The sequence below is a fragment of the Enterococcus canis NBRC 100695 genome (assembly GCF_001544375.1).
Lineage (GTDB): Bacteria > Bacillota > Bacilli > Lactobacillales > Enterococcaceae > Enterococcus_H > Enterococcus_H canis.
On record NZ_BCQJ01000023.1, the window covers coordinates 1 to 6,964 of the forward strand.

Genomic DNA, 6,964 nt, shown 5'->3' on the forward strand with positions numbered 1-6,964 from the left:
ACCATGTAAATCTCTACTATCCAACCTAGACTCAAGCTGCATCGAAAATCTAAGCGCAGGGAATAGACCGTCCTTTGCAGATATGTCCCTGATAACACAGCAAATGAATATTTAAATGACACTGCTAAATGAATTAAGTATTTTTTTAGGTCAATTCGAGTTTAATATATAGCGCTTTCAATGTCGATGAATTAAGTGGAATCAAAATTTTACATTTGAAAAGGACGAACAAACATTTTGCCAGGAACAGCAGTTTTTCAGCTGAAACACGAACTTAATTTTTCCAGCCGTACCGGATCTTACACCCAATCGATAGGAATACTTTTTAAAATTTTGAGGCTAAATAAGAAATCAGCACAAAAGATATACATTGTATATCTTTTGTGCTATAATAGATATATAGAAAGGTGGTTAGCATTATGATGCAAATATCTGTTGGTAAATGGGGAAACTCAAATGCGATTAGAATTCCCGCAGAATTATTGAAAGCAATCGGTGCGAAACAAGGGGATAAATTGGATGTTGAAATTGAAAATGGAAAACTAGTTTTAGGTATCGATTCTAAAGATGAGTTAACATTTGAACAATTATTTAAGGATTATAATGGTGAATCCTTCAAAAGTGAATTGGTAGAGTTTGAGCCAGTAGGAAATGAACTATGGTAAAACAAGGCGATATTGTAAAATTCAATTTGAATCCGAAACAAGGTCATGAGCAGCAAGGATACCGACCTTATATTTGCTTAAGTTATAAGGGTGTCGCGCAATATTCTAATATCGCGATATTCGCTCCAATTTCTAATACAAAGCGAAACTATCCCCTTTATGTTCCAGTACCAAAATCAAACCAAACCACTGGAAAAGTATTGTTAGATCAACTAGTTGCAATTGATTACAATGCTAGAAAACATGATTTTGTAGAAACAGTTTCTGATGATTTTATCGAGGAACTTTTAAAAAAAGTAAAAGTGATTTTTCAAAAAGATTGAGCTGCGAGAAAATCTCACAGCTCTTTTTATCTTTTATATAATGAACTGCTCAAAACTACACCATCATTTTCTACAACAATCTCTTTTACTACCTCTTTAGAAGGATCAATCGCTTAAGAGTCAATCCTGGTCAAAAACATCATCCACAACCGGTCGAGGTCAGCCATTATCTTAAGTTATAAGCAAAAATAAGAAACCACCAAATTTTTATAGATTTGAAGATAAGTCAAAAATATGATAAAAAAAAAGCAAAAGTCATTATAACTTGCTCTCTTTTCTGTAGGTGGAACACCCAACTCCTAAATTTGAATTCCCTTCCGATAGAGAAGTATATACATTCCTACAAAGAAACATAAATACGTAATGATTCATCTTTCCTTTCTATCGCTTTTTCTAACATATTGCTAACATCTTTGAGCTCTTTTACAATATTTTCCCTCTCCAAGGTAAAATAAGCAGTTTTTTCGTCTTCATATCCATGTTCAGGATTTTTAAGTGTGACAATTTCTTTTTCATAAATAGAAAAAATGGAGAACCAACTATTGAAAAAAGTAAGTAGTCTATCAAATTGATAGGATTCAAAATACACCGGTCCGATTTCTGTTACGCCATACATCGTTTTTCCTGTCATGTCATGACTTTCTATTCCATCTAGTGTTTCAGAAAGATAAAATCCCAATTCTTTTGAGAGCGTCACACTTTCTAAAAGATTCTCATTTTTATTTTTGTTCCCCTCCATATATATAGAAAACACTTCTAAGAAATCGGTATTATCATGTAGCAGAAAAAAATCTAAACTCATCTTTATCTACCTCCGTAAATACATATATTACCCCTGGTATTCTTATTACTAGATAAGATAACGAGCCTTTTCAATTCATAGTTACAATTAAATATTAGCATGTACCTTTCTACAAACATTATTTTTATGACAATACTTTGACTATCTGATTAAATAAAGTCTTTCAGTTTTATCAATATATCTTTCACTTACTCTTTCCCTTGACTAAAAAAGCAATACTAAAAGCCAAGGGTATGATTGTTATCACATGGATTAGCCAAGGTGTTCCGATTAACCATTCACTTAACCATGTATAAGAATCTGGATTATTGTATGGATTGATCGTATACAAAATCAAATTTGTTAATAAGAAAAACAGATAGATAAAAAACGATTTTAGACTCCATTCCAGATACCATATCCTACTCATATTAACTATACCCGCTCTCTTTGTCTTAATCTATTTAAGCACTTAAGCTTCCATTACTAAATAAATATCAATTCTTCCCTTCAATATCTCTATACCCATAATAAATTCAGAGTGTCGCATTCAGTTTTACCACTTACTAAGTAAAAACTTGGCAAGTTTGACCTCCATCTTAGCATCCCCAGCACTCGGCATATTCTGTTGCGCATCCAATGAGGCTTTTAACAAATCAATGGCTGTTCTTGTATCGCCTTCACTTTTTGCATATGACGCTTTTATTCTATAATTTCCCATGAGCGGTTGTTTCAGAAAGTGCTGCAATTCTGAGTTGTTCCATAATTCGGAAATCCGTTGGTCAGTTGGGTTCAAATAGCATAAGACTGATAGTAGTTCTCCTTCGATGCCAGTTTTGAAAATAGGAACACTAATCTCATTCTTTTGACGCCACAAATCTTCTAACATACGGTGTGCTTCTCGAAAATCTAGCCTATTTAAGAAATAATTAACACGCATTATATCATGTTGTGTATTGAGATAACTATAACCAACTGTATTAAGAGGCAGAAAGTATTCTTCATTCATTTCCGTATAATCATATCCTTGATACAATAACGCATTTGCTTTCAGCGCAACATACATCAGTTTGCGATTTGTTTCATCTTTTGCCATTAATTGTACGCTCTTACCATCATTGAACTGCATGGGAATTCCGTTTGTTAAAACAACAATCGCTCCTACAATTATAAAAATCCAGCTAAATAAATTCCACTTTATAAAAAGACTACATATGATAATTGCTACTCCATTCGCAAGGATACCACCTAGCAAATATCGCTTATACGCGAAGTCTTTTGAATACTCTGGAGGTGCCATTAAACATTGGCCGCCAATACCTGGTACTTTAAATCGCTTGAATTCAAGTTTATTTTGAGGGTTTTTGACTACCATATAACCAAGTATACTTAGTCCTACGAAGCGATAGCCACTTACTAGTCCCATCAATAGATGACCTACTTCATGAATCACAATGTGCAAAAAAATGGATATGACAAATATGAAAATACCCAGAGGTAATTCAAGGAACCAATCGACATATTCGAATGAAAAATTCAACTCCGGCGCTATAATGGCGGTGCTTGCGCCAACTAGCAAGCCAATCATACAACCAACAAATAACCAAATCATAAACTTCTTCAATATTCAGTCCCCCATTCAAACAACATAATATTTTTATAATCTCAGTTCTTCTTTCAAGTATAACTTATAAGGACTTTCACATCTAGGCAGCCACGTACTTTATAGTTCCGTATAGTCTTATCATATCCACAAAATGAGCTATGTTACTTTGCCCAATCTATATGTCCACTTCACTCTTGAAAATACAAAGGTTAATCCGAAAGGCCAATAGAGGGTACCCTATTGGACACAAAAAAACCTAAATACTGATTAGCATTTAGGCTCTTGTAATTGCAATAAATTATCCAAAAGTGATGCATAGTAGTGTGTTTTGATGACCAAAACCAGTGTTTTTAGCATGTTTTCGGCACTTTTTAAAAAAGTTTCCGGCGTTTAAATAACTATTTTAATACAATTAAATTCGTACTCAATAAGCTTTTAAACTTAGTTAATATAACGAATTTGTAAAAATTAGTAAATTCTGCTTCGTGCTTGTACGGAAAAGGGGTCAAAAACCATGATACAATATATTTAAGTTGAAAAATCAAAAAAACTTTTTTTGTATAAATAAGTGATTGATAAAGTAATGAAATTAGATGGAGTAGCAATTGAAGAACTTTTAGTAAGTGAATATATATAATTAGAGGTGACAGTATTGGAAAATGAGAAGAAAGAGAACGAATTTTCAGGAATTATTCTGAAAAGAGAGAATCAACAAATTCAGATTGAAATGTATGGATATCGTGATAAATCAAATCAGTTAGCTATTCATACCGATACAAAATTTGGAACTGCTTCTATGGGAAAAATATTTGTGGCAGTAGCTATAATGAAACTGATTGAGCAAAAGAAACTGTCATTAGAAACAACTTTGGATAATTTTTATGGTACTTCTTTAAAAGAAATTAATGGAGATATAACTATATATGAATTATTGACCCATACTTCAGGTATTCAGGATTATTTTGATGAATCAATTGAGGCGGATTACGAACAACTTTGGCAAAAGATTCCTAATTACTCTATTCGAAAAAATAGCGATATAATGCCACTGTTTGTTGATAAAAAACAAGATAGCAAAAGAAGGGGAGAATTTATTTATAACAACGCAGGATATGTGCTTTTAGCAGATATTATTGAAAAAATAACGAATTGTCATTTTGATCAAGTTTTGAAAGACATGGTGTTTGATAAACTTCATATGTCAAATACTGGATATTTTGAATTGGACAATTTACCTGCGAATACAGCAATTGGCTATATAAAAGAACAAGGAGAAAAACCTCGTAGTAATATTTATTCTATTGATTGTAAAGGAACAGGAGCAGGTGGGTGCTATACAACAGTAATGGACATTTGTAACTTTTGGGATGGACTGTTCTCCTATGAAATCTTATCTGAAAAGAGCATTTCAGAAATGATTAAAAAACATGTAGGAAATGAAAAAGAACATTACGGACTTGGAATTTGGTTGGCGAATTCTACAAAAAATCATACGCATATTTATATTGAAGGTTGCGATCCCGGTGTTTCCTGTATTTCACTGTTCAATCCTTTGGAAAAAGATATATACACAGTTTTTAGTAATTATGAAGACAATGTTTGGGAGCTTGCTCGAAATTATTTAGCTGGAAAAAAGAATAATGTATAGATAGCTGAGAAAAGATACCTGGAATGGGGGACATCAGATTGATTTGAAAAGCTACTTGTTTAAGAGTAGCTTTAGATATTTGTCTCATTATCTCAGATACAGCTATTAGTCAAAATTGTGGCCTAAAACCCATAACAAACAGGTATGTCCCAATAAAAGTAGAAATATAATAAATAGGTCTAAATATCCAAAAAGAGTTACAACCTTTTTTATATATTTGTTTATAAAATTCAATGGAGTTAATTTTTTTTACTATTTCCATATCATATTCCTTTCCCTTTTTATCATAACTATCCCTCCATAGAATCTAATGTAATGGAGCTTAAACCCAAAAGTAACATCTTCAATTACTTGAAATAAATAGAATATAGCCTTATACTAAATATGTAAAGAGGACATGCGTCAACATGTCCTCACGTAGGCCGTTCTAAGGACGGCAGCAGAATGGTTAAAAAATAATCGTCGATTCCGCTAAGAATATAGGACGATTATTTTTTTTGCTCTTTTTTAGACTCTTCAATCGTTTGAACTAGTTTGACTACAGCTGTCAGTAACTCAATAGCTACTTTCAAAACTGGGGCAAATACTAGAATCAAGGCGATCCAGCCCTCAAATGGCAAAAGGCGTCTCCTTTCACTAAGATTTCGGAACTTATTCTCATAAGCACCACCACCTCTCCAGGATAGCCACCGTCCATATCACTTTCTACTCAGTCATTGTATCATAACCAAGAACTGCTATCAGCAGTTAGTTGTGGTGGAAATCAAAGGCGGTTTTATAGTCGCTGCCATTCATATTTCTTCCGGTTCTGTTGCAAAGTTTTCTAATTCTTCAGATTAAGGTAAAATAGATGGAAAAAAGAGACTGGGGAAATTAAGAACTGACACTTTTTCGATGGGTAGAACACCCAATTACGAAATTTGAATTTCTTTCAGATAGTGAAGTATATACATTCCTACAAAGAAACATACATACGTAATGAATCATCTTCCCTTTCTATCGCTTTTTCTAACATATTGCTAACATCTTTGAGCTCTTTTACAATATTTTCCCTCTCCAAGGTAAAATAAGCAGTTTTTTCGTCTTCATATCCATTTTCGGGATTTTTAAGTGTGACAGTTTCTTTTTCATAGATAGAAAAAATGGAACACCAACTATTGAAAAAAGTAAGTAGTCTATCAAATTGAGAAGCTTCAAAATACACCGGTCCAATTTCTGTTACGCCATACATCGTTTTTCCCGTCATGTCATGACTTTCTATTCCACCTAGTGTCTCAGTAAGATAAAACCCCAACTCCTCTGAGAGCGTCGCACTTTCTAAAATATTCTCATTTTTATTTTTGTTCCCCTCCATATATATAGAAAACACTTCTAAGAAATCGGTATTATCATGTAGCAGAAAAAAATCTAAACTCATCTTTATCTACCTCCGTAACTATATATACCCCTGCTATTCTTATTACTAGATAAGATAACGAACTTCATAATTTCCACGTTGTTACCTCATTCATTAGATTAAAAAGCAGATTATTTAACTATCACATAAATCTGATCCCAGTCATTTTTTCTATTGTCAAACTACGTTTAGATACTCAATCAAACCCAATATTTTTAGACAAGGTCTTACTCTTCTAAATATGAATAGATAATCCTAATAAAAAAATGTTTTTGAAATAAAAAAATCACTATTCGTGTAGTTAAAAGTCTTTGAAATAATAGTTTGTATCTCTTCTTTTTCTAATATAGTATCAATTCTGTATAGTTTACTGCCATAATTTGTCCATTCACCAGCTTGTAATATATCACGATGCCCTCTAAAATCTGGTTTCTGATTAGTAAAGATTACAAAATAATCATAAATTTTTTCTCCTTTAGCAGTTTCCCTTAAATTTTTTGGGGACCTTAAAATATCACTTCCAATTTTTTCATATAATTTTAGAG

The 6,964-nt window shown here is 32.6% G+C and carries 8 protein-coding genes; 3 read left to right on the top strand and 5 right to left on the bottom strand.

From position 1 onward, the window contains the following. The first annotated feature begins 419 nt into the window (after window positions 1–419). A complete protein-coding gene (locus ECA01S_RS13500) occupies window positions 420–665 on the top strand; it encodes an AbrB/MazE/SpoVT family DNA-binding domain-containing protein (RefSeq protein ID WP_067396409.1) in 246 nt (81 codons plus the stop codon). Beyond that, entirely contained in the window at window positions 659–988 is a 330-nt protein-coding gene (locus ECA01S_RS13505; RefSeq protein ID WP_067396420.1) for a type II toxin-antitoxin system PemK/MazF family toxin, read from the top strand. The genes ECA01S_RS13500 and ECA01S_RS13505 overlap by 7 nt, the downstream gene beginning before the upstream one ends. 340 nt (window positions 989–1,328) lie before the next feature. Here ECA01S_RS13505 and ECA01S_RS13510 read toward each other — a convergent pair whose 3' ends face one another. Next, complete coding sequence (locus ECA01S_RS13510; RefSeq protein ID WP_067396425.1) at window positions 1,329–1,790, bottom strand: hypothetical protein; 462 nt, start codon at window positions 1,788–1,790, stop codon at window positions 1,329–1,331. Window positions 1,791–2,325: 535 nt separating this feature from the next. Beyond that, complete coding sequence (locus tag ECA01S_RS13515) at window positions 2,326–3,381, bottom strand: hypothetical protein (RefSeq protein ID WP_169792785.1); 1,056 nt, start codon at window positions 3,379–3,381, stop codon at window positions 2,326–2,328. A 637-nt stretch (window positions 3,382–4,018) separates the two neighbouring features. Here ECA01S_RS13515 and ECA01S_RS13520 point away from each other — a divergent pair. Further along, window positions 4,019–5,023: a serine hydrolase domain-containing protein gene (locus tag ECA01S_RS13520; RefSeq protein WP_083571281.1), complete on the top strand. Its 1,005-nt coding sequence runs from the start codon at window positions 4,019–4,021 to the stop codon at window positions 5,021–5,023. 488 nt (window positions 5,024–5,511) lie between these two features. On the opposite strand, the gene ECA01S_RS14750 is transcribed toward ECA01S_RS13520, so the two are convergent. The 3 genes from ECA01S_RS14750 to ECA01S_RS14415 all read right to left on the bottom strand — a co-directional run. After that, window positions 5,512–5,643 (bottom strand): hypothetical protein, encoded by a 132-nt coding sequence (locus ECA01S_RS14750; RefSeq protein ID WP_281176667.1) that lies wholly within the window; start codon window positions 5,641–5,643, stop codon window positions 5,512–5,514. 335 nt (window positions 5,644–5,978) lie between these two features. Continuing rightward, window positions 5,979–6,440 carry a hypothetical protein gene (locus ECA01S_RS13525; RefSeq protein ID WP_067396437.1) on the bottom strand — a complete coding sequence of 154 codons (462 nt, stop codon included), beginning with the start codon at window positions 6,438–6,440 and terminating at the stop codon, window positions 5,979–5,981. A 234-nt stretch (window positions 6,441–6,674) separates the two neighbouring features. Further along, the coding region (locus ECA01S_RS14415) for a hypothetical protein (protein ID WP_169792786.1) at window positions 6,675–6,964 on the bottom strand (290 nt) is incomplete at its 5' end.